This window comes from Pseudomonas sp. LBUM1658 (assembly GCF_059716055.1).
The window spans coordinates 5,678,608-5,699,586 of the sequence record NZ_CP166798.1; the positions used below are offsets into that span (position 1 = coordinate 5,678,608).

Sequence of the window (20,979 nt, forward strand, 5' to 3'; positions counted from 1 at the left end):
AGGCTAGCCAGGAGAGCTGTGTGGTCAGTCATTTGGTAAATATCTCAAGCAATCGTGGCGCAATCTTGTCCAGCGGGTGAATTTCCACGGCGGCGTCGATCGCCGCGGCCGCTTTCGGCATCCCGTACACCGCGCTGCTGCGCTGGTCCTGCGCGATGGTCAGGAAACCCTGCTGGCGCATCAACTTGAGGCCCTGAGCCCCATCACGGCCCATGCCAGTCAGCAATACGCCAACCGCATCGCCGCTCCAGTAACTGGCCACGCTCTCGAAGAACACGTCGATCGAGGGTCGATAGATCTCGTTGACCGGCTCGGCGGTATAAGCCAGCGTGCCATTCTTTAGCAAGCGAATATGGTGGTTGGTGCCGGCCAGCAGCACGGTGCCGCTTCGCGGCTGTTCTCCCTGTTGCGCCAGGCGCACGGTCAAACCCGAAGCACTGCTCAACCATTCGGCCATGCCCGCGGCGAATACCTGATCAACATGCTGAACCAGCACGATGGCAGCAGGGAATTCCCGGGGCAGGCTTTTGAGGAGGATTTCCAGCGCCGCTGGCCCGCCAGCGGAGGAACCGATGGCTACCAGGCTCTTGCGCTGCGCCATGCTGCGCAACGGTGTCGGCGCCGAACGTACCTGGCTGCCGCTCTGGCCGATCAGCCAGCCGATATTGAGAATCTTGCGCAGCAGCGGCGCAGCGGCTTCTTTCGCATTACCGGCACCGACGACAGGCGTGTCGACCACATCCAGCGCGCCAAAGCCCATGGCCTCGAACACTCGATGGACGTTCTGCTGGCGGTCGACGGTCACGATCACGATGGCGCACGGGCTCTCGGTCATGATCCGCCGGGTCGCCTCCACGCCATCCATCACCGGCATGATCAAATCCATCAGAATCAGGTCCGGGGTCAGCCTGGCGCACTGTTGTACCGCCTCGGCGCCATTGCTTGCGACCCAGACCACTTCATGGGTCGGCTCGAATGCCAGGGCTCTGCGCAAGGCTTCTACCGCCATGGGCATATCGTTGACGATAGCGATCTTCATGCCCGAGCTCCTCCAATGAGTTCCACTACCGCATCCAGCAAAGCGTCGTCATGAAAACTGGCTTTGGCTAGATAATAGTCGGCCCCGGCGTCCAGTCCACGACGGCGGTCTTCTTCGCGATCCTTGTAGGAAACCACCATCACCGGCAGCGACTGCAAGCGAGTATCGCGACGCAACAGGGTGACCAATTCGATCCCATCCATCCGCGGCATATCGATGTCGGTGATCAGCAGATCGAAGTCTTCAGCGCGCAGGGCATTCCAACCGTCCATGCCGTCTACCGCCACCGCCACGTCATAGCCGCGATTGAGCAACAGTTTGCGTTGCAATTCGCGCACGGTCAGGGAGTCGTCGACCACCAGAATGCGTTTGCGCGCGACTTCCGCCACCTGATGCGGGTGCCGGGCGATTCGTTCCAGGCGGCCGGTGTTGAGGAGTTTATTCACCGAGCGCAGCATGTCTTCGACGTCGACAATCAGCACCACGGAGCCATCGTCCAACAGCGCCCCGGCGGAAATGTCCTGAATCTTGCCCAAGCGATCATCGAGGGGCAGCACCACCAGCGTGCGCTCGCCGATAAACCGCTCGACGGCCACGCCATACACGGCGTCGCGCTCGCGGATCACCACCACCTTGAGGGTTTGCGCGCTGCCCTGAGCCGCCGGGCGCTGCAACAACTGGCTGGCCGCGACCAAGCCGACATGCCGGCCTTCGTGCCAGAAGTGTTGCCGGCCTTCGACTTGCACGATCGCCTCCGGCTCCAGGTCGCACATACGTTCGATGTGCGCCAGCGGGAAGGCATAAGCCTCGTCGGCGACTTCCACCACCAGGCTGCGCACCACCGACAGGGTCAGCGGCACTTCAAGATGGAACCGGCTGCCCTCGCCCGCCGTTTGCTCCAGCACCACCGCTCCGCGCAACTGCCGGACCATGTGCTGAACCGCATCCAGGCCGACGCCGCGACCGGAGACTTCGGTGACCTTGTCACGCAGACTGAAGCCCGGCAGGAACAGGAAGGTCAGCAACTCTTCTTCGCTCAACTGGGCGGCGGTCTCGGCCGGCGACAATTTACGTTCCACAATGCTCTGGCGGACTTGTTCCAAGTCGACGCCGTTGCCGTCGTCGCTCAGTTCCAGTACCAGCAACCCAGCCTGATGGGACGCCCGCAGACGAATCAGACCTTCCGCTGGTTTACCGGCGAGCAGCCGTTGTTCGGGCGCTTCGATGCCATGATCCACCGCATTGCGCAGCAAATGGGTCAGCGGCGCTTCGAGTTTTTCCAGCACATCGCGGTCGACCTGGGTCTTGTCGCCCTCGATCTCCAGCCGCACCTGCTTGCCCAGGCTTCGCCCCAGGTCGCGGACCATCCGTTCCTGGCCGACCAGCACATCGGCGAATGGCCGCATGCGACAGGCCAGCGCCGTGTCATACAAGACTTGAGCGCGCTGGCTGGCGTGCCAGCCGAACTCATCCAGCTCGGCGGTTTTCTCCGCCAGCAATTGCTGGGACTCGGCGAGCATGCGCCGGGCATCGGCCAACTCTTCCTGGGCTTCGAGGCTCAGGTCGTGCTCTTTGAGATGAAGGTTGAGGTTTTCCAGGGCTCGCAGACTGTTGCTCTGCATGCGCCTGAGACGCTGCATAGTCACCAGCCAGGGCTTGAGACGCTGGGTTTCCACCAGGGACTTGCTCGACAGATCGAGCAAACTGTTCAAGCGTTCGGCGGTCACCCGCAGCACCCGTTCGCCACCCTCGGTGACACGCCGGCTGTTGCGCGGCGTTTCGCTGGGCGCGGCAAGCATCGGACCTGGATCCAGCAACAACTCCAGCTCGCGACGGGGCAGCGTGAGTTGCAGCTCAGCCATCGGCAGCGTGAGCGATTCAACGGTGGGGGCAGTACTTCTGACGAGCATCGCAGCCGGATCGAGTAAGTGGCCCATCAAGGCGACATAGCCCTCGATATCACTCGGACCGACATTGGCGCTGTCCGGCGTCGCGATGCGCATCAGCAGATCGGTGCCTTGCAGCAAGGCATCGATATGTTCGGGCTGCAGGTACAGACGCCCTTCCTGGGCGCTGACCAGGCAATCCTCCATGACATGCGCCACGCTGACCCCGGCATCCACCCCGACAATCCGCGCGGCGCCCTTGAGTGAATGCGCCGCACGCATGCAGGCTTCCAGTTGATCGGCCTGGGTCGGGTTGCGCTCCAGCGCCAGCAGGCCAGCGCTGAGCACCTGGGTCTGTGCTTCGGCTTCCAGGCTGAACAGCTCGAGCATCGACGCGTCGCGCATCTGATCGGGGGTCATGCGAGGCTCCGGGTCACGGCGGACAGCAACTGTTCTTCATCCAGCCAGCGCAAGCTGCGGCCTTTGAATTGCAAGACACCCCGGGTGTATTTGCCGCTGGCTTGCGAACCGGAGCTGGAGGCAGCGTTCAAGGTGCGTTCATCGATAGCGTGAATCCCGTCCACTTCATCCACTGGCACCACCACCGGACCGCCACGGGCTGCGATGATCAACATGCGCGGCATGACCCGCGTACCGGAGGCAACCACGGTGGTAGCCTCCAGCCCCAGCAATTCCACCAGCGACAGGCAGGCGACCAGGGCTCCGCGCACATTCGCCACGCCCAACAGCGCCGGCGAACGCTGGTGCGGCAAGGAATGGATCGGCTGCAACGGCGCAACCTCGACCAGGCAGCGGGTCGCCAATGCCAGCCACTCTTCGCCCAGGCGAAACATCAACAGCGAGCGAGTGACGACATCGTTCTCGACGGCGATCGACTGCTGATGGTCTTCCTGCTGCAAGGCATAACGATCGAGCAGGCGGGTGGCGGCAGCGGAATACACCGCGCAGTTGCGACAGTGAATATGTTCGGCCAACAACGGGCAGGACTTGTCACCGTGGATACCGATACGGTTCCAGCAGTCATCAATGGCCTGCGCATCCTCGTGGGTCAGGTTCAACGAAACAGAACTGCTCATCGTTTACGCTCACTGTCAGCGGTACGTTCGCTACGAGCGGCGCGTTCCTGCAATCGACGGGCACCCGCCGCATCCCCTTGGGACGCCAGCAAAACCGCCAGCTGCATCAAGGCTTCCGGGTGCTGCGGCTGCAGATACAAGGCCTTGCGATAGAAACCCTGCGCCTCCAGCACGCTGCCGGCGACATCGCTGAGCAAACCCAGCCAGTAAAACACTTGAGCCACCGGTTCATGGCTGCGCAGATACTGCTCACAGGCCATGCGGGCTTCGGCGCTTTTGCCGGCATTGGCCAGCGCGGCGATGTTGCCAAGCAAGGTCGCGGCATCAGTGGGCGCAGTACTCGCCGAGGCAGGTCTGAGCGCTGGCACAACGCTGGCGAAGGGTCGGCTGGGCGGGGGCGCTACCACGCTGCGTATGGGCGAGCGCACCGGCATCGGTGCTGGGATAAAGACCGGCAGCGGCGCGGGTTCAGGTTCGATGTGGCGACTGAAGGCGAAGGACTGCGCAATGCCGATCGAACGCATACCCAAGCGTCCCAGCAGACTGCCCTCGGCCGGGCCGATAAACAGCACACCATCGACATGGGTCAGGCGCTTGAGCACTTCAAACACCTGTTGCTGGGTCGGCTGGTCGAAGTAGATCAGCAGGTTGCGGCAGAACACAAAGTCATAGGCCGGCTCGTTGGCCAGCAACGCCGGATCCAGCAAGTTGCCCACCTGCAGACGGACTTGCTCGCGCACCCGCTGACTGAGGTGATAACCCTCAGCCTCGTTGCTGAAGTGACGTTCGCGAAAACCGGTCTCCTGCCCGCGAAATGAGTTCTTGCCGTAGATCGCGCGCCTGGCCCGTTCGACCGACAAAGGGCTGACATCCAGCCCTTCGACCTTGAACTGATGGGGCGCCAGACCGGCATCGAGCAAGGCCATGGCAATCGAATAGGGCTCTTCGCCGGTAGAACACGGCAGGCTGAGAATCCGCAAGGCGCGCATGTTGTTGATCTCGGCCAGACGCGTCACCGCCAGCCTGGCCAGGGTCGCGAAGGATTCCGGGTAACGGAAAAACCAGGTTTCCGGGACGATCACCGCTTCGATCAGCGCCTGCTGTTCATCTTGCGAACCTTGCAGTGCGTGCCAGTACTCGTCCGCGCTCAGCGCCCGCTGAGCAGTGGCGCGCTGGCGCACTGCACGCTCGATGATCGCCGGCCCCACTGACGCCACGTCCAGGCCGATGCGTTCCTTGAGGAAATCGAAAAACCGCTGATCGCTGCTCATGGGCGCTCCTCAAACCGAGGGAGATCCAGGGGGGGCGACGGAAACAGCAGCGCACGGACCTCGGCGTCGAGCAAGTCAGCGACCCGAATCCATTGCACTAAGCCCTGCTGATCTTCGCGCACCGGACCCAGATACGGCGCCTGGCGATTGTCCAGGCCATAGGGCTGAAAGTCCGCCGGGGCGCAGCGCAGGGTGTCGGTGGCCTGTTCAAGAATCAGCCCGAGCAATTGACCGGGTAGCGAGGCGTCCGGGCGATAGTGCACCAGCACCAGGCGGGTGCTGGTGCGTGCCTGAGCCGGCTGGCCGAAGGTCAGTTCGCTGAGGTCGATAACCGGCACCACCGCACCCCGATAGGCGAACACCCCGGGGACCCACGAGGGGGCCTTGGCGATCGGCTTGAGGGGCAGGCGCGGCAGTACTTCAGCCACCTCGATGGCCTGCAGGGCATAACGGTCGTTGCCGATGCGGAACAGCAAAAACAACGAATGTTTCGGCGCTATTGCTACGCCGCGTTTCGCCACGAGCTCGCTCATCAGACTTTGAAACGCGAGACGCCGCTGCGCAGCCCCACCGCCACCTGACTCAGCTCATCGATGGCGGAGCTGGCCTGACGCAACGAGTCCACGGTCTGGCTGCTGGCATCCCCCAATTGCACCAGCGCGTGGTTGATCTGCTCGGCGCCGGTAGCCTGGGCCTGCATGCCTTCGTTGACCATCAGCACCCGCGGTGCCAGCGCCTGAACCTGATGAATGATCTGCGACAGCTGCTCGCCGACCTGCTGCACTTCGGACATGCCGCGGCGCACTTCTTCGGAGAACTTGTCCATGCCCATGACCCCGGCCGACACTGCCGACTGGATCTCACGGACCATCTGCTCGATATCGTAGGTGGCAACGGCGGTCTGATCCGCCAGGCGCCGCACTTCGGTGGCGACCACGGCAAAACCGCGGCCGTATTCACCGGCTTTCTCGGCTTCGATGGCGGCGTTGAGCGACAGCAGGTTGGTCTGGTCGGCGACCTTGACGATGGTCACCACCACCTGATTGATGTTGCCGGCCTTCTCGTTGAGGATCGCCAGCTTGGCATTGACCAGATCGGCCGCACCCATCACCGAGTGCATGGTGCCTTCCATGCGCGCCAGGCCCTGCTGACCGGAGCCGGCCAACACCGAGGCCTGGTCGGCGGCGGTGGAGACTTCGGTCATGGTCCGTACCAGATCCCGGGAGGTCGCGGCGATTTCCCGCGAAGTGGCTCCGATTTCCGTGGTAGTAGCGGCGGTTTCAGTGGCGGTGGCCTGCTGTTGCTTGGAAGTGGCGGCGATTTCGGTGACCGAGGTGGTGACCTGCACCGAAGAGCGCTGGGCCTGGGAAACCAGGGCAGTGAGCTCGGTCATCATGTTGTTGAAGCCGGTTTCGACCGCACCGAATTCGTCCTTGCGCGCCAGATTCAAGCGCCCGCTCAAGTCCCCGGTACGCATCAATTCGAGAATCTGCACGATACGCTGCATTGGCGCCATGATCGTACGCATCAACAGCAGACCACATAAGCCCGCGACAATGATCGCGATCAGCAACGAGAGGCCCATGACCAGTTTTGTGGTCTGGACCGCCGCGACGATCGAGTCAATGGCCGCTTCCTCCTCGACTTTCTTTTGTTCAATGATCGTATCCAGCTGCTTGCGAGCGGCAGCCCAAGGCGGGGTCAACTGCTCGGCGACCATGCGCCGGGCCTGTTCGATGTCTTGGTGCTGGTAAACATCGAGAACCTCAGTGAGCACCTTGTCGTAACTATCATGCAGTTTCAAAAACGCGTCGAAACTTGCCTGTTCATCTTTATCGGCAATGGTCTTCTGGTAGTTGGCCACTGCGCTTTCAATAGCATCTTCAGCGCTCTGGTACTGGTCCTGCTGCGCCTGGGTCATTTTTTGACCGCCACTGAGGCCGACCAGTTGCTGGGTCAACACATAATCATCAACCCAGGCATTGCGAATCATGGAGCTGTAGTAAAGCCCGGGGAGACTATCGGCGCGTACTGCTTTTTCACTGGACTCGATCGACATCAAACGGGAATACGAAAGCATCACCATCAATGACATGATGACGATAATCACCGCAAAGCTCGCCAAAATGCGTTGGCGCAACGTCCAGTTCTTCACAGTCAGTCCTCGGGGCCGTTCAAATGGGGGGCAGTATAGTCGAGGACGTGTCTTCACCCAGCAACCTGTTGTGCTGCACATCTCACTTAGCGAGCAGAAAGTTGGCAGCCGCTCTGGATCGCTACTTTGGGGCAGGAGCAGCGAGCGCTGCCAGTGATGAATCGGCAGGAAAAGACTGTGGATGGGTCATTGAGGGGCGGAAAATGGCGCAGATCCTAAAAAGATCGTAGCCTGCGGCAGCTCCTACGGGATTTGCGTATACCTGTCATTACCAGGCTGTGCATGGTCTCCGTGGAGCTGCCGCAGGCTGCGATCTTTTCGATCCAGCTGCTTTCCCTGATTACATCGAAGCCTGGCGAACCTGCTTCTCCAGCTCGGCTTTCAAGCCTGGTTCCAACTTGAGCTGACGGGCCAGTTCGTCCAGGTAGGATTTCTCCATAAAGCTCTCTTCATCCACCAGCATCACGCTGGCGATGTACATTTCGGCAGCCATTTCCGGGGTGCTGGCGGCGCGGGCGACGTCGGCCGGGTCCAGTGGCTTGTTGAGTTCTGCATGCAGCCAGTGCTGCAGCTCCTGATCGTTGTCCAGCTTGGTGAATTCACCCTCGATCAACGCCCGCTCGCGCTCATCGACATGACCATCGGCCTTCGCGGCGGCCACCAGCGCCTTGAGGATCGCCTGGCTGTGCAGTTCAACCTGTGCTGGCGGCAGGCGATCGAGGGTTTGCGGCTCGGTTTGTGGCGCCCCGGCCTGCTGTGCCTGCCAGTTGCCATACGCCTTGTAGGCCAGGACACCGAGGGCGGCGAGACCGCCATAGGTCAGTGCCTTGCCGCCAATGTTGCGGGTTTTTTTGTTGCCCAGTAACAAGCCCATGGCGCCAGCCGCCAGCGCGCCGCCGCCAGCCCCGGAAAGCAGGCTGCCCAGGCCGCCCGAACCGCCGCTACCCAGCAAGCCGCCCAGTGCGCCCTTTTCCGAACCCGAGGTTTTGTTCTGAGTTCCGCCAGCCTTGTTCTGTAACAGGTCCTGGCCGGACTTGAGTAACTGATCGAGCAATCCGCGTGTGTTCATTTGCTACCTCCAAAACTGGGGTCAACCGGATCATTAAGGCCACCAGCGTAGATCGAAGTGCCCTGCCCCTGCTCTCAAGAGTACTTCCAGATGTTGCCTGACCCTTTGTACAGGCCCGTGGTTTCTACGCCAGGCCATTGATTAAAAAGAGCTACGGCACATCAAAGCCCGCCACGGCCAGCATCTATAGAAGAACAGCACTACGCTAATAACAAGCCGTACAGGCATGGCTTCACCACGTTCACAACCGCCCCGACCATAATTAAAGAAGAGGGAACCCCCATGTTCGTGCACAAGACCGCACTGCTCAGTGCAATCTCCACCGCATTGCTGGCCAGTGCCTGCATCCAGGCCGCCGAACCGCTGAAAGCCGTTGGCGCCGGCGAAGGTCAGCTGGATATCGTCGCCTGGCCGGGCTACATCGAACGTGGCGAGAGCGACAAAAATTACGACTGGGTAACCGGTTTCGAAAAAGAGACCGGCTGCAAGATAAACGTCAAAACTGCGGCCACCTCCGATGAGATGGTCAGCCTGATGAGCAAAGGCGGTTACGACCTGGTCACCGCTTCCGGCGATGCTTCGTTGCGCCTGATCGTCGGCAAACGTGTGCAGCCGATCAACGTCGCGCTGATCCCGAACTGGAAGAACATCGACCCACGCCTCAAGGATGGACCCTGGTACGTGGTCAATAAACAGGTCTATGGCACTCCCTATCAATGGGGGCCGAACCTGCTGATGTACAACACCAATGTATTCAAACAGGCACCTGATAGCTGGGGCGTGATTTTCGAAGAACAGACCCTGCCGGACGGCAAATCCAACAAGGGCAGGGTTCAGGCCTATGACGGCCCGATTTACATCGCCGATGCGGCGCTCTACCTGAAGTCGATTCGTCCGGAGCTGGGCATCAAGAACCCCTACGAACTCAACGAAGCGCAATACAAGGCCACTCTCGATCTGCTGCGCAAACAACAACCGCTGATTCACCGCTACTGGCATGACGCGACCGTACAGATGAGCGACGTCAAGAACGAAGGCGTGGTGGCGTCGAGCACCTGGGGCTACATGGTCAATGGCTTGATCGCCGACAAGCAGCCCGTTGCCTCGGTGATTCCCAAGGAAGGTGCAACGGGGTGGGTAGATACCACCATGATGCACGCCGAAGCCAAGCATCCGAACTGTGCTTACAAATGGATGAATTGGTCGTTGCAGCCCAAGGTCCAGGGCGACGTCGCCGCCTGGTTCGGCGCCCTGCCAGCAGTGCCCGAAGGCTGCAAAGCCAGTGAACTGCTCGGTGCCGAGGGTTGTGCGAGCAATGGTTACGACCAATTCGATAACCTGGCCTTCTGGAAAACCCCGCAGGCTGAAGGCGGTAAATTCGTGCCGTATAGCCGCTGGACCCAGGATTACATCGCGATCATGGGAGGTAGATAAGCTCTCTTAAGATCAAAAGAAAGATCAAAAGATCGCAGCCATCGGCAGCTCCTACGCGCCTGTGGGCGCTGCGATCTTTTTGATGCTACAGCCGATTCAATTGTTCAAAAGCGCGCCTTCCTGGAGCACCGCACCATGACGCTTGCAGTCCAGTTCACTAACGTTTCCCGGCAGTTCGGCGAGGTGAAAGCCGTTGACCGGGTTTCCATCGACATCCAGGACGGTGAGTTCTTTTCCATGCTCGGGCCTTCCGGCTCCGGCAAAACCACCTGCCTGCGCCTGATCGCCGGTTTCGAACAACCGAGCGCCGGCTCGATCCGCATTCACGGCAAAGAAGCCGCCGGTTTGCCGCCCTATCAACGCGACGTGAACACCGTGTTCCAGGATTACGCGCTGTTCCCGCACATGAACGTGCGGGACAACGTGGCCTATGGCTTGAAGGTCAAGGGCGTCGGCAAGACCGAACGCTTGAACCGCGCCGAAGAAGCCCTGGGCATGGTCGCCCTCGGCGGTTACGGCGAGCGCAAACCGGCGCAACTCTCCGGTGGCCAGCGCCAGCGTGTGGCCCTGGCTCGCGCCCTGGTCAATCGCCCGCGGGTGTTGCTGCTCGACGAACCGCTGGGCGCTCTCGACCTGAAGCTGCGTGAGCAAATGCAGGGCGAGCTGAAGAAGTTGCAACGCCAGCTCGGCATCACTTTTATCTTTGTCACCCACGACCAGACTGAAGCGCTGTCGATGTCCGACCGAGTGGCGGTGTTCAACAAGGGGCGCATCGAGCAAGTCGACTCCCCGCGCAACCTCTACATGAAACCTGCCACCACCTTCGTCGCCGAATTCGTCGGAACCTCCAACGTGATTCGCGGCGACCTGGCCAGACAGTTGAGCGGCAGTGACCAGCCGTTCTCGATTCGCCCGGAACACGTGCGTTTCGCCGAGGGCCCGCTGGCCAGTCACGAAATCGAAGTCAGCGGTTTGCTGCACGACATTCAGTACCAAGGCAGCGCCACCCGTTACGAGCTCAAACTGGAAAACGGCCAGACCCTGAACATCAGCCAGGCCAACATTCAATGGTTGGACAGCAGCATCCAGCATCAGCCCGGGCAACGGATCAGCGCACGCTGGGCCCGTGAAGCCATGATCCGCCTGACCGATACCGTAGCGAGCGAGGCCTGACATGAGCCTGGCCATGACCCACACCGCGCCCGGCCGCTCGCCGTTGCGACGATTTTCCAATCTGTTGTATCGCCGGCCCAATCTGTACCTGTCGATGCTGCTGGTGCCACCGCTGCTCTGGTTCGGCGCGATCTATCTCGGCTCGCTGCTGATCTTGCTCTGGCAGGGTTTCTACACCTTCGACGACTTTACCATGGCGGTCACTCCCGACCTGACCCTGGCGAACTTCGCAGCGCTGTTCCAGCCGTCGAACTTCGACATCATCCTGCGCACCCTGGGCATGGCGGTTGCGGTATCGATCGCCAGCGCCATCATTGCCTTCCCGATTGCCTACTACATGGCGCGCTACACCACCGGCAAGACCAAGGCGTTTTTCTACATCGCGGTGATGATGCCAATGTGGGCCAGCTACATCGTCAAGGCGTATGCCTGGACCTTGCTGCTGGCCAAGGGCGGCGTCGCACAATGGTTCGTTCAGCACCTTGGACTGGAGCCGGTGTTGCAGTTCGTGCTCGGCATTCCGGGTGTCGGCGGCAGCACCTTGTCCACTTCCCATCTGGGGCGCTTCATGGTGTTCGTCTACATCTGGCTGCCATTCATGATCCTGCCGATCCAGGCCGCCCTGGAGCGCCTGCCGCCGTCGCTGCTGCAAGCCTCCGCCGACCTCGGGGCCAAGCCGCGCCAGACGTTCATGCAAGTGACGCTGCCGCTGTCGATCCCCGGCATTGCTGCCGGGTCGATCTTCACCTTCTCGCTGACCCTCGGCGACTTCATCGTGCCGCAACTGGTCGGCCCGCCGGGCTACTTCGTCGGCAGCATGGTGTATGCCCAGCAAGGCGCGATCGGCAACATGCCGATGGCCGCCGCCTTCACCCTGGTGCCGATCGTGCTGATCGCCATTTACCTGTCCATCGTCAAACGTATGGGGGCCTTCGATGCGCTCTGATTCGCAAATGCATGGGGAAGAAGCTTCCCTGGGCCTGCGTCTGGCCGCCTGGGGCGGGTTGGTGTTTTTGCACTTCCCGATCCTGATCATCTTCATGTACGCCTTCAACACCGAAGACGCCGCCTTCAGCTTTCCGCCCAAGGGCTTCACCCTGAAGTGGCTGAGCGTGGCCTTCTCCCGGCCGGACGTGCTGGAAGCGATCAAACTGTCGCTGCAGATCGCCGCCATTGCGACGCTGATCGCCATGGTCCTCGGCACCCTGGCGTCGGCAGCGTTGTACCGGCGGGACTTCTTCGGCAAACAAGGCATCTCGCTGATGCTGATCCTGCCGATTGCCTTGCCGGGGATCATCACCGGCATTGCCCTGCTCGCGACCTTCAAGACCCTGGGCATCGAACCGGGGATGTTCACCATCATCGTTGGCCACGCAACCTTCTGTGTGGTGATCGTCTACAACAACGTCATCGCCCGCTTGCGGCGCACCTCCCACAGCCTGATCGAGGCATCGATGGACCTTGGCGCCGATGGCTGGCAGACCTTCCGCTACATCATCCTGCCGAACCTCGGCTCGGCATTGCTGGCTGGCGGCATGTTGGCGTTTGCCCTGTCGTTCGACGAAATCATCGTCACCACCTTTACCGCCGGCCATGAACGCACCCTGCCGCTGTGGTTGCTCAACCAGCTCAGCCGCCCGCGGGATGTGCCGGTGACCAACGTCGTCGCCATGCTGGTGATGCTGGTGACCATGTTCCCGATCCTGGGCGCCTATTACCTGACACGCGGCGGTGAAGGCGTGGCGGGAAGTGGCGGTAAATAACGAACCCTAGTAGGAGCTGCCGAAGGCTGCGATCTTTTGATCTTTCTTTTGATCCTTGGCGGCCTCATTGACGCTAAAAGATCGCAGCCTCCGGCAGCTCCTACGAACAGCATTGAAGAGGAGAAAACCATGCAAACCAAACTCTTGATCAACGGTCAACTGGTCGACGGTGAAGGCGCCAGCCAGCCTGTGTTCAACCCCGCGCTGGGCCGGGTGCTGGTGGAAATCAACGAAGCCAGCGAAGCCCAGGTCGATGCCGCCGTGCGCGCCGCCGACGCCGCCTTCGAGGGCTGGTCGCAGACCCCGGCCAGAGAGCGCTCGTTGCTGTTGCTCAAACTCGCCGATGCGATCCAGGCCCACGGCGAAGAGCTGGCCAAACTGGAATCGGATAACTGCGGCAAACCCTACAGCGCGGCGCTCAATGACGAGATCCCGGCGATTGCCGATGTGTTCCGCTTCTTCGCCGGCGCCAGCCGCTGCATGAGCGGCACGGCCGGCGGCGAATACCTGGCGGGCCACACCTCGATGATCCGCCGCGATCCGGTGGGCGTGGTGGCCTCCATCGCACCGTGGAACTACCCGCTGATGATGGTCGCCTGGAAAATCGCCCCGGCCCTGGCCGCCGGCAATACCGTGGTGCTCAAGCCGTCAGAGCAAACTCCACTGACCGCGTTGCGCCTGGCTGAACTGGCGTCGGAGATCTTCCCGGCCGGTGTACTCAACCTGGTGTTCGGCCGTGGCCCAAGCGTCGGCAGCCCGCTGGTGACTCACCCGAAAGTGCGCATGGTGTCCTTGACCGGCTCGATCGCCACCGGTTCGAACATCATCTCCAGCACCGCCGACAGCGTCAAACGCATGCACATGGAGCTCGGCGGTAAGGCTCCGGTGATCATCTTCGACGATGCCGACATCGATGCGGCCGTGGAGGGCATTCGCACCTTTGGGTTCTACAATGCCGGACAGGACTGCACCGCCGCCTGCCGCATCTATGCCCAGGAAGGCATCTACGACAAGTTCGTCGAGAAGCTCGGGGCGGCGGTCAGCAGCATCAAGTACGGCGTGCAGGATGATCCGGCCACCGAACTCGGCCCGCTGATCACCGCTGAGCATCGCGACCGCGTGGCCGGGTTTGTCGAACGGGCCGTGGCGCAACCGCACATTCGCCTGATCACCGGCGGCAAGGTGGTGGAAGGCGACGGTTTCTTCTTCGAACCGACGGTGCTGGCCGACGCGCAACAGGACGACGAGATCGTCCGCTGCGAAGTGTTCGGACCGGTAGTGTCAGTGACCAAATTCGCTGACGAAGCACAGGCACTGGCCTGGGCCAACGATTCGGTATACGGCCTGGCGTCGTCGGTCTGGACCGCCGATGTCGGTCGCGCCCACCGCCTCGCGGCGCGTTTGCAGTACGGCTGCACCTGGGTCAATACGCACTTTATGCTGGTCAGCGAAATGCCCCACGGCGGTCAGAAACTCTCCGGTTATGGCAAAGACATGTCCATGTACGGGCTGGAGGATTACACCACTGTGCGGCATGTGATGTTCAAGCACTAAAAGCTTCGCGGGCAAGTCGGACGTCGCACTGCTGCTCCCACAGATAGATCGCGATCCCTGTAGGAGCGAGCTTGCTCGCGATAGCATCACCAAGAATTCAAGGACGATACTGGCAATACGCACCACCAGGTTTCACAAACCGACAATTCAAGGAACGATCAACTCAACGGTTGGAAAGTAGCTGCGATAGCGTTTGGCATCACGGGTCAGCAACGTCAGCCCCTCTGTCGCTGCATGAGCGCCAATAAAAAAGTCAGCCAGCACATTGTTTTTACTGCCACCCACCTTCCGATAGCGAACGAAGGCTTTGCCCGCCAAAAACAAGGCAGGTCGTGGCACCTCGTGTATCAGCAGTCCCAGCTTCGCGACGACTGCATCCAACGCTTCAAACGTAGAAAACGTTTGCGACAGCTCGGCATAGATAATCGGATTAATGACCAATTCATGAACCTGGGATTGTGCGCGAAGCTGTTGAATCGACCAGTCGGCCCAAGTCGGGTCATCCTCCAGGACATCGATCAATACGTTTGTGTCGACCAACAGCATCAGTCTTCACCACGCAACAACGCCATCAACTCATCGGTTCGCCACTTGATATCCGCTTTGCCACGCACGGCTTCAAATCTATCCTGCTGTACCGGCTTGCCCGGTTTGGGCTCGCCACGGTGCAAAACCACTTCTCCCTGGGCATTGACGCTGAATTCAATCGCCGAGCCGGGAATCAGATGCAACGCATCACGAATGGGCTTGGGAATGGTTACCTGGCCCTTACTGGTCATAGTGGTCGACATAAATCCCTCCTTAGGTATTACTACGAAAACAAAAGTAATACCGAGCTGACGAGAGCGCAACCGCCGCTCATCGTCAGACGCTTCACCTCAGCGATTCGGAAAAATCACCTAAACCAGAGGGGGCATGATCTAGCCCCCTCAGCCTTTAAGGCCGGCCCCTCCCTAAAACCGCGAAACACTCCTCATCGCATCCACCAGATACCGCATGGCGATGCGATCACTTTCCGACAGTGCGCGGTACTGTTCGACCAGCTTCACCTCCTCCGAACTGAGCCGACGCGACTTTCGCGAGATGTTCAAACCACAAACAAGAGCAAAAAAACCGGCAATACCCTGTATTTTCGACATGGACGATGTCCCCTGCACGTCAAAGAAAATTCCAGACACCTCATCGCCCTAACGTTTTTTTTCAGTAGCGGCGTAACGCAAACCCTCTGCTGAAACCCACCGGCCTGAAGGGCCAAAACCGGTTATGAGTACTAGAATAGGAAGTTTCTGCACGCTGAACAGAGGTTTTTAGAGTAATTAGTCAAAAAAAGCAGAAATGCCCTGTAAACCAGAAAGTACTGTCGGAAAACTTAACCGACATTTCTTGTTTCATTGCAGCGCCATTGCTGCGCCATCATTCATTTTGCTCTGCAACCGAACGGTTTAAGCTATTTGGTATCTGTTTAGTGTCAGTTGTGTTTGGCCGAAGGCATGTCCAAACCTCAATTTCTGATCCAGCACGTGCCAGGAACGGCGCGGGATCGCCCAAGACAGGTTGTACTTATGCACCGCAGGAATCTGCTCAAAGCCTCCATGGCCATTGCCGCCTATACCGGACTCTCCGCCAGCGGGCTGCTGGCCGCCCACGCCTGGGCCGGCACCGACACCGCCGATGGCGAAGCAAAGACATTCGACTTCGAGACTTTGAAGGCTCAAGCCAAACAACTGGCAGGCAGCCGCTACGTGGATACCAAGCAGGTATTGCCGCCCACCCTCGCCAACATGGCTCCGCTGCAATTCAACGCGATCAAGTACGACGGTAATCATTCGCTGTGGAATAAGCTGAACGGTCAACTGGACGTGCGGTTTTTCCATGTCGGTATGGGCTTCAAGCAACCGGTGCGCATGTTCAGCGTCGATCCCAAGACCCGCCAGTCGAGTGAAGTGCACTTTCGGCCATCGTTGTTCAACTATCAGAAGACCACGGTCGACACTAACCAGCTCAAGGGTGACCTGGGTTTCGCCGGGTTCCAGCTGTTCAAAGCCCCGGAGCTGGACAAGCACGATGAGGTGTCCTTCCTCGGCGCCAGCTATTTCCGCGCGATGGGTCCCGACGGCCAGTACGGTTTGTCGGCCCGCGGGCTGGCGATCGACACTTACGCCAAGCGCCAGGAGGAGTTTCCCGACTTCACCAAGTTCTGGTTCGTAACGCCGGACAAGGACAGCACGCGCTTTGTGGTGTACGCCCTGCTCGACTCGCCCAGCGCCACCGGAGCCTATCGCTTTGATATCGACTGCCAGGCCAATCAGGTGGTGATGGCGATTGACGCGCATATCAACGCGCGCACCGCCATCGAGCAACTGGGCATCGCACCGATGACCAGCATGTTCAGCTGCGGCACCCACGAACGGCGCATGTGCGACACCATTCATCCAGAAATTCACGACTCCGACCGTCTGGCCATGTGGCGCGGCAACGGCGAGTGGATCTGCCGGCCGCTGAATAACCCGGCAACGCTGCAGTTCAATGCCTTTGCCGATACCGATCCAAAAGGCTTTGGCCTGGTCCAGACCGATCACGAGTTCGACACTTATCAGGACACCGTGGACTGGTACCACCGCCGCCCGAGTCTTTGGGTCGAGCCGACCACCCCCTGGGGCGAAGGCTCTATCAACCTGCTGGAACTCTCGACCACGGGCGAAACCCTCGATAACATCGTGGCTTTCTGGACACCGAAAAAAACCATCACGGCAGGCGACTCCCTGAACTACGGCTACAAACTCTACTGGAGTCCCCTGCCACCGGTCAGCACACCGCTGGCGCGGGTCAACGCGACACGCTCGGGCATGGGCGGTTTTATCGAAGGCTGGGCGCCGGGCGAGCATTATCCCGAGGTCTGGGCGCGGCGTTTTGCCGTGGACTTTACCGGCGGCGGTCTGGAGCGCCTAGCCGAGGGCACGACCATCGAGCCGATCCTCACGGCATCGAACGGTCAGGTAAAGGACTTCAACGTGCTGCCGCTTGAAGACATCAAGGGTTTCCGCGTGATCTTCGACTGGTACCCCACCGACGATAGCGTGGCTCCCGTGGAGTTGCGGCTGTTCATCCGTACCCATGACCGGACGCTGAGCGAGACCTGGCTGTATCAGTACTTCCCGCCGGCGCCGGACAAGCGTAAATACCCTTGATTTGATACATCGCCTTAATCGAGGGGGCATCGAAAAGATCGCAGCCTGCGGTAGCTCCTACGGGATTTGCACATGGCTGCGATATTGCGGATGTACGTAGGAGCTGCCGCAGGCTGCGATCTTTTGATCTTAGTCGCGCAAATCCGACTCATGGATCGGCTGATCACGGTGAGTCGCCCGCTGGTACTGCGCCGGCCAGATGGCTTTGTGCCCGCCCAGGTCGTCATCGGCATGCAGCGGCCAGTACGGATCGCGCAGCAGTTCACGAGCCAGCAGGATAATGTCGGCCTGGCAGGTGCGCAGGATGTGCTCCGCCTGCGCCGGCTCGGTAATCAACCCGACGGTACCGGTGGAGATGCCCGCCTCCTTGCGCACTCGCTCGGCAAAGCGCGTTTGGTAACCCGGTCCCGTAGGGATCTCCGCATTCGCCGCGGTACCGCCCGAGGACACATCGATCAGGTCTACCCCCAAGGCTTTCAAGCGCCGCGCCAGCTCCACGGTTTCATCCGGGTTCCAACCGTCTTCGACCCAATCGGTCGCCGAAACCCGGACGAACAGCGGCAACTCTTCAGGCCAGACCGCCCGCACCGCTTCCGTCACTTGCAGCACCAGACGAATGCGGTTCTCGAAAGAGCCGCCGTATTGATCGCGTCGCTGATTGCTCAACGGCGACAGAAACTGGTGCAGCAGGTAACCGTGGGCGGCATGCACTTCGACCACTTTAAAACCGACGACCAACGCGCGTTTGGCGGCATCGACAAAGGCTTGAATGACCTCGGCGATCTGCCCTTCATCCAGCTGTTTCGGCGCAGTATGTTCGGGGTCGTAGGCAATCGGCGATGGACCGACCGGAGTCCAGCCTCCATCGGCCGGTTTGACGCTACCGTGTTTGCCCAGCCACGGCCGATGGGTACTGGCCTTGCGCCCGGCGTGGGCCAACTGGATACCGGCGACGGCGCCCTGGGCGGTGATAAAACGGGTGATGCGTTGCAGCGGCTCGATCTGTTCATCGTTCCACAAGCCGAGATCCTGAGCGGTGATCCGCCCTTCGGCAGTGACCGCCGTGGCCTCGGTAAAGACCAGCCCGGCACCGCCCACGGCTCGACTGCCGAGGTGTACAAGATGCCAGTCATTGGCCAGCCCATCGGCGCTGGAGTATTGGCACATCGGCGAGACCGCGATGCGGTTGAGCAGTGTCAATTGACGAATGGTGTAGGGTTCAAGCAGCAGACTCATGGGGCACCTCTTTATCAGTGGTCAGGCTCCAGGGTTCTGTTTGAATAGTCGACGAGTGACTGGAAGGATGCAGCACCCGCCCCCGCGGGCAAAAAAAAGACAAGACGTCACAAGGCCAATCAAGCAGTGCTTAGAGCCTAGTCGACAACGGGGGATGAGGGGGGTTCAGAAAACCAAAGGGTTAACTTAGGAGGTTGCACACACCCTGTGGCGAGGGAGCTTGCTCCCGCTGGAGCGCGATAGCGGTCCTAAAATCTGCAATCACATTTCGTCAGGAATACCGCATTTACAGGTTTTACGACTGCTCCGCAGCCGAGCGGGGGCAAGCCCCCTCGCCACAGAGTCCGTGTTCGACTTCCTGTTTCCAAGCCCGCTCGCCACAACAGCTGCGCGAACTACCGCGGTTCGATATGGGCAATCATCAACTGCACGGTTTCCTGGCCACGGAACTCGTTGAGATCGAGCTTGTAAGCCAGCTCGACCCAGCGGATGGTCGGGTTCGGCCAGATTTCGCGATCGATGCCGAAAGCAATGCCGTCGAGTTTCAGCGAACCGCATTCACTTTTGAGCACTACTTTCAGGTGCCGCTCGCCGACGATGCGCTGCTCCACCAGCTGAAACACGCCATGGAACAGCGGCTCTGGGAAGTGCTGCCCCCAAGGACCGGCGTGGCGCAAGGCGCGAGCCAATTCCAGGTGGAACTCTTCGACCGCCAGCGTACCATCTGACAGCAGCCGCCCGGTCAGGTCTTCCTCACGCAGTTGCCGACGGACTTCAGCGTCGAACGCCTCGGCAAACGCCGGAAAATTCTGCTCCGGCAGCGACAGCCCGGCCGCCATGGCGTGGCCACCGAACTTGCTGATCAATTCAGGGTGTTTTGCTGCCACTGCATCCAGCGCATCGCGGATATGAAACCCCGGCACTGAACGCGCCGAGCCTTTGAGCATGCCTTCGCCAGCATCGGCAAAGGCAATGGTCGGGCGGTGGTAGCGTTCTTTCATACGCGAAGCGAGGATCCCGATGACCCCTTGGTGCCAATCGGCTTCGAACAGGCACAACCCGAACGGCATCGATTCCAGCGGCAAGTCCTTGAGCTGGGCCAGGGCTTCGCGCTGCATGCCTTGTTCGATGGATTTGCGATCCTGGTTCAGCTCATCGAGCTGGGTCGCCATCTCCCGCGCAGCAGCCATGTCGTCACTGAGCAGGCATTCAATGCCTAGGCTCATGTCATCCAGGCGCCCTGCCGCGTTCAGGCGCGGGCCAATAATAAAACCCAGGTCGGTGGAGGTGATTCGCGAATGATCGCGCTTGGCGACTTCCAGGATCGCTTTGAGACCTGGTCGTGCACGACCGGCGCGAATCCGCTCAAGCCCTTGGTGAACCAGAATCCGGTTGTTGGCATCCAGGGGCACCACGTCGGCCACACTGCCCAGCGCCACTAGATCCAGCAACTCACCGATGTTCGGTTGCGGCTTGGCGTCGTAACGGCCCAGGCTACGAAGACGCGCACGCAACGCCATCAGCACGTAGAAAATCACCCCGACCCCGGCCAGTGCCTTGCTCGGGAACTCGCAGCCCGGTTGATTCGGGTTGACGATGGCGTCCGCCGCCGGCAGCTCGTGACCTGGCAAGTGGTGGTCGGTGACCAGTACGGTCAGTCCCGACGCTTTCGCCGCCGCCACGCCTTCGACACTGGAGATGCCGTTGTCGACGGTGATCAGCAGCTGCGGTTTGCGCTGCAAGGCGACCGCGACAATTTCCGGGGTCAGGCCGTAACCGTATTCGAAGCGATTGGGCACCAGATAGTCGACGTGAGCGGCGCCCAGCAGGCGCAGTCCGAGCAGGCCGACGGTGCTGGCGGTCGCGCCATCGGCGTCGAAGTCACCGACGATCAGGATGCGTTGACGCTGCTCCAGAGCCAGCACCAGCAGATCCACGGCAGCATCGATTCCCTTGAGTTGCTGATACGGGATCAAACGCGCCAGGCTCTTGTCCAGTTCAGCCTCCGATTGCACGCCACGGGCCGCGTAGAGTCGGGTCAGCAGCGGTGGCAGGTCACCGAGAAATGGCAGGACAGCGGGCAACAGGCGGGGTTCGATACGCATGGGACGAGG

At 60.6% G+C, this 20,979-nt stretch carries 18 protein-coding genes; 6 read left to right on the top strand and 12 right to left on the bottom strand.

What is annotated here, in order from left to right; genetic code table 11:
* Nucleotides 1-28: 28 nt before the first annotated feature.
* From ACA064_RS26250 to ACA064_RS26280, 7 genes are all read right to left on the bottom strand, one after another.
* Nucleotides 29-1,039, bottom strand: a complete 1,011-nt coding sequence (locus tag ACA064_RS26250; RefSeq protein ID WP_497670725.1) for a chemotaxis response regulator protein-glutamate methylesterase — start codon at nt 1,037-1,039, stop codon at nt 29-31.
* On the bottom strand, nt 1,036-3,345 hold the full coding sequence (locus tag ACA064_RS26255; protein ID WP_497670726.1) for a hybrid sensor histidine kinase/response regulator: 2,310 nt from the start codon (nt 3,343-3,345) through the stop codon (nt 1,036-1,038). The genes ACA064_RS26250 and ACA064_RS26255 overlap by 4 nt, the downstream gene beginning before the upstream one ends.
* Nucleotides 3,342-4,022, bottom strand: a complete 681-nt coding sequence (locus ACA064_RS26260; protein WP_497670727.1) for a chemotaxis protein CheW — start codon at nt 4,020-4,022, stop codon at nt 3,342-3,344. The genes ACA064_RS26255 and ACA064_RS26260 overlap by 4 nt, the downstream gene beginning before the upstream one ends.
* On the bottom strand, nt 4,019-5,293 hold the full coding sequence (locus ACA064_RS26265) for a CheR family methyltransferase (RefSeq protein WP_497670728.1): 1,275 nt from the start codon (nt 5,291-5,293) through the stop codon (nt 4,019-4,021). The genes ACA064_RS26260 and ACA064_RS26265 overlap by 4 nt, the downstream gene beginning before the upstream one ends.
* A complete protein-coding gene (locus ACA064_RS26270; protein WP_497670729.1) occupies nt 5,290-5,826 on the bottom strand; it encodes a chemotaxis protein CheW in 537 nt (178 codons plus the stop codon). The genes ACA064_RS26265 and ACA064_RS26270 overlap by 4 nt, the downstream gene beginning before the upstream one ends.
* A complete protein-coding gene (locus tag ACA064_RS26275; protein ID WP_497670730.1) occupies nt 5,826-7,448 on the bottom strand; it encodes a methyl-accepting chemotaxis protein in 1,623 nt (540 codons plus the stop codon). The genes ACA064_RS26270 and ACA064_RS26275 overlap by 1 nt, the downstream gene beginning before the upstream one ends.
* Before the next feature lie 340 nt (nt 7,449-7,788).
* Nucleotides 7,789-8,517: a tellurite resistance TerB family protein gene (locus tag ACA064_RS26280; RefSeq protein ID WP_497670731.1), complete on the bottom strand. Its 729-nt coding sequence runs from the start codon at nt 8,515-8,517 to the stop codon at nt 7,789-7,791.
* 282 nt (nt 8,518-8,799) lie between these two features.
* Between ACA064_RS26280 and ydcS the strand changes: the two genes are divergently transcribed.
* From ydcS to ACA064_RS26305, 5 genes are all read left to right on the top strand, one after another.
* Nucleotides 8,800-9,951 carry a putative ABC transporter substrate-binding protein YdcS gene (ydcS, locus tag ACA064_RS26285; protein ID WP_497670732.1) on the top strand — a complete coding sequence of 384 codons (1,152 nt, stop codon included), beginning with the start codon at nt 8,800-8,802 and terminating at the stop codon, nt 9,949-9,951.
* Nucleotides 9,952-10,086: 135 nt separating this feature from the next.
* Nucleotides 10,087-11,124, top strand: a complete 1,038-nt coding sequence (locus ACA064_RS26290; protein ID WP_497670733.1) for an ABC transporter ATP-binding protein — start codon at nt 10,087-10,089, stop codon at nt 11,122-11,124.
* A 1-nt stretch (nt 11,125) separates the two neighbouring features.
* Nucleotides 11,126-12,070 (top strand): ABC transporter permease, encoded by a 945-nt coding sequence (locus ACA064_RS26295; protein ID WP_497670734.1) that lies wholly within the window; start codon nt 11,126-11,128, stop codon nt 12,068-12,070.
* A gap of 7 nt (nt 12,071-12,077) precedes the next feature.
* Nucleotides 12,078-12,887, top strand: coding sequence for an ABC transporter permease (locus tag ACA064_RS26300; protein ID WP_497674332.1), 810 nt, complete (start codon nt 12,078-12,080; stop codon nt 12,885-12,887).
* A 129-nt stretch (nt 12,888-13,016) separates the two neighbouring features.
* Complete coding sequence (locus ACA064_RS26305) at nt 13,017-14,441, top strand: gamma-aminobutyraldehyde dehydrogenase (RefSeq protein WP_497670735.1); 1,425 nt, start codon at nt 13,017-13,019, stop codon at nt 14,439-14,441.
* Nucleotides 14,442-14,588: 147 nt separating this feature from the next.
* On the opposite strand, the gene ACA064_RS26310 is transcribed toward ACA064_RS26305, so the two are convergent.
* The 3 genes from ACA064_RS26310 to ACA064_RS26320 form a co-directional block, all read right to left on the bottom strand.
* Nucleotides 14,589-14,987: a type II toxin-antitoxin system VapC family toxin gene (locus ACA064_RS26310; RefSeq protein ID WP_497670736.1), complete on the bottom strand. Its 399-nt coding sequence runs from the start codon at nt 14,985-14,987 to the stop codon at nt 14,589-14,591.
* Nucleotides 14,987-15,232, bottom strand: a complete 246-nt coding sequence (locus tag ACA064_RS26315; RefSeq protein ID WP_497670737.1) for an AbrB/MazE/SpoVT family DNA-binding domain-containing protein — start codon at nt 15,230-15,232, stop codon at nt 14,987-14,989. Before ACA064_RS26315 ends, ACA064_RS26310 begins: the two co-directional genes overlap by 1 nt.
* 162 nt (nt 15,233-15,394) lie before the next feature.
* Complete coding sequence (locus ACA064_RS26320; RefSeq protein WP_497670738.1) at nt 15,395-15,580, bottom strand: hypothetical protein; 186 nt, start codon at nt 15,578-15,580, stop codon at nt 15,395-15,397.
* A gap of 423 nt (nt 15,581-16,003) precedes the next feature.
* On the opposite strand from ACA064_RS26320, the gene ACA064_RS26325 reads away from it, so the two are divergent.
* Nucleotides 16,004-17,629, top strand: coding sequence for a glucan biosynthesis protein D (locus tag ACA064_RS26325; protein ID WP_497670739.1), 1,626 nt, complete (start codon nt 16,004-16,006; stop codon nt 17,627-17,629).
* 129 nt (nt 17,630-17,758) lie between these two features.
* On the opposite strand, the gene ACA064_RS26330 is transcribed toward ACA064_RS26325, so the two are convergent.
* Both ACA064_RS26330 and recJ read right to left on the bottom strand, forming a co-directional pair.
* A complete protein-coding gene (locus ACA064_RS26330; RefSeq protein WP_497670740.1) occupies nt 17,759-18,865 on the bottom strand; it encodes an NADH:flavin oxidoreductase/NADH oxidase in 1,107 nt (368 codons plus the stop codon).
* 395 nt (nt 18,866-19,260) lie between these two features.
* Nucleotides 19,261-20,970: a single-stranded-DNA-specific exonuclease RecJ gene (gene recJ, locus ACA064_RS26335; RefSeq protein WP_497670741.1), complete on the bottom strand. Its 1,710-nt coding sequence runs from the start codon at nt 20,968-20,970 to the stop codon at nt 19,261-19,263.
* Nucleotides 20,971-20,979: the final 9 nt, after the last annotated feature.

Bases quoted from the DNA above. Each gene is read 5' to 3' on its own strand.
- ACA064_RS26295 (WP_497670734.1), top strand. From the start codon at position 11,126: ATGAGCCTGGCCATGACCCACACCGCGCCCGGCCGCTCGCCGTTGCGA.
- ACA064_RS26280 (WP_497670731.1), bottom strand. From the start codon at position 8,517: ATGAACACACGCGGATTGCTCGATCAGTTACTCAAGTCCGGCCAGGAC.
- ACA064_RS26330 (WP_497670740.1), bottom strand. From the start codon at position 18,865: ATGAGTCTGCTGCTTGAACCCTACACCATTCGTCAATTGACACTGCTC.
- recJ (WP_497670741.1), bottom strand. From the start codon at position 20,970: ATGCGTATCGAACCCCGCCTGTTGCCCGCTGTCCTGCCATTTCTCGGT.
- ACA064_RS26270 (WP_497670729.1), bottom strand. From the start codon at position 5,826: ATGAGCGAGCTCGTGGCGAAACGCGGCGTAGCAATAGCGCCGAAACAT.
- ydcS (WP_497670732.1), top strand. From the start codon at position 8,800: ATGTTCGTGCACAAGACCGCACTGCTCAGTGCAATCTCCACCGCATTG.
- ACA064_RS26300 (WP_497674332.1), top strand. From the start codon at position 12,078: ATGCATGGGGAAGAAGCTTCCCTGGGCCTGCGTCTGGCCGCCTGGGGC.
- ACA064_RS26250 (WP_497670725.1), bottom strand. From the start codon at position 1,039: ATGAAGATCGCTATCGTCAACGATATGCCCATGGCGGTAGAAGCCTTG.
- ACA064_RS26315 (WP_497670737.1), bottom strand. From the start codon at position 15,232: ATGTCGACCACTATGACCAGTAAGGGCCAGGTAACCATTCCCAAGCCC.
- ACA064_RS26320 (WP_497670738.1), bottom strand. From the start codon at position 15,580: ATGTCGAAAATACAGGGTATTGCCGGTTTTTTTGCTCTTGTTTGTGGT.
- ACA064_RS26305 (WP_497670735.1), top strand. From the start codon at position 13,017: ATGCAAACCAAACTCTTGATCAACGGTCAACTGGTCGACGGTGAAGGC.
- ACA064_RS26255 (WP_497670726.1), bottom strand. From the start codon at position 3,345: ATGACCCCCGATCAGATGCGCGACGCGTCGATGCTCGAGCTGTTCAGC.
- ACA064_RS26265 (WP_497670728.1), bottom strand. From the start codon at position 5,293: ATGAGCAGCGATCAGCGGTTTTTCGATTTCCTCAAGGAACGCATCGGC.
- ACA064_RS26310 (WP_497670736.1), bottom strand. From the start codon at position 14,987: ATGCTGTTGGTCGACACAAACGTATTGATCGATGTCCTGGAGGATGAC.
- ACA064_RS26290 (WP_497670733.1), top strand. From the start codon at position 10,087: ATGACGCTTGCAGTCCAGTTCACTAACGTTTCCCGGCAGTTCGGCGAG.
- ACA064_RS26325 (WP_497670739.1), top strand. From the start codon at position 16,004: ATGCACCGCAGGAATCTGCTCAAAGCCTCCATGGCCATTGCCGCCTAT.
- ACA064_RS26260 (WP_497670727.1), bottom strand. From the start codon at position 4,022: ATGAGCAGTTCTGTTTCGTTGAACCTGACCCACGAGGATGCGCAGGCC.